The following is a 1,200-nucleotide window of genomic DNA, read 5'->3' as shown; positions in this document are numbered from 1 at the left end:
TACAAATCTATCGCAATCGGGTGCAATGATTAAGTTTATTACAGGCTATTTAATCGAATTGTCGTTAAGTGTGGATAATATTTTTGTAATTGCAATTATTTTTGCATCGTTTAAAATTCCACAAAAGTACCAACACCGTGTTTTGTTTTGGGGAATATTAGGCGCTATTGTTTTTAGAGGTTTAATGATTTCTTTTGGAGTAATTATTATCAACAAATTTGCGTGGACAACTTATCTTTTTGGGGCGTTCTTGATTTTTACGGCTTTAAAAATGCTTTTCAGTAAAGAAGACGAAGACTTTGAACCCAAAGATTCATTTGTTTACAAAACTTTGGGCAAAATAATGCCAATAACTTCCGAAACTGATAAAGAAAAGTTTTTTATTCAAACCAATAAAGGAAAAGCCGCCACACCGCTTTTTGTAGCCTTAATTATTATTGAAGTAATGGATGTTTTGTTTGCGGTAGATAGTGTTCCTGCTATTTTGGCGATTACTTCCGATCCATTTTTGGTATTTAGCTCGAATATATTTGCCATTCTAGGTTTGCGATCTATGTATTTCTTCCTTTCAAATATGTTAGAAAAATTCAGTTATTTGGAATATAGTTTGATTGCTATTTTATCGTTTGTGGGTGTTAAAATGATTATTCACAAATGGATTGAAATTCCAGAATGGGCTTCGTTAGGATTTATAGCGTTGTCGCTTTTAGTAGGAATTTTGGTTTCGTTAAAAATGGGAAAAGAGTCAGAGATTGAGTAAATCGATTTGTCAATATATAACAAAGGCTGCCTTTTTCGGACAGCCTTTGTTGTTTTATTATAATATAAGTTTAGTTTAAAACTTTTACAACCTTATCATTTAAACCATAAGCTTTAATAACTTCATTGTAATCATCATGATTTATTGATTGCGCTGATTTTCCTGAAAAATAACCCGGAATAATCACAATTCTAAAGGTTTGGTTGTTAATGTAACTTGGAGTTAAAGCCAAATTATAATCGCCTCCAGCATAAATAGTAAAATCTTGCTTACTAAAATCAAAATCGTAATCTAATTCACCTTGAGGCAAAAACAATGTTCTTGGTATTTGTTGCCAAATAGGTGTTGTAGAATTTATAAGTCCAGACATTCTATAAATTAAAACCACATCTGATGGTAATATTTGAGGATTAAAAGTTTGGTAAATATTGTATCCATCA

General features: G+C 31.1%; 2 protein-coding genes. One reads left to right on the top strand and one right to left on the bottom strand.

Going from position 1 to position 1,200, the window contains the following annotated elements; genetic code table 11:
* On the top strand, positions 1 to 760 hold a 760-nt coding region (locus tag RMO83_RS11985), incomplete at its 5' end, for a TerC/Alx family metal homeostasis membrane protein (RefSeq protein ID WP_310559932.1).
* Positions 761 to 830: 70 nt separating this feature from the next.
* Here RMO83_RS11985 and RMO83_RS11980 read toward each other — a convergent pair.
* A partial coding sequence (locus tag RMO83_RS11980; protein ID WP_310559931.1) for a hypothetical protein occupies positions 831 to 1,200 on the bottom strand: 370 nt, incomplete at its 5' end.

The sequence above is a fragment of the Flavobacterium sp. genome (assembly GCF_031423415.1).
Classification (GTDB): domain Bacteria; phylum Bacteroidota; class Bacteroidia; order Flavobacteriales; family Flavobacteriaceae; genus Flavobacterium.
Note: the sequence above shows the minus strand (reverse complement) of the source record. Positions and strands in the feature narration are given on the sequence as shown.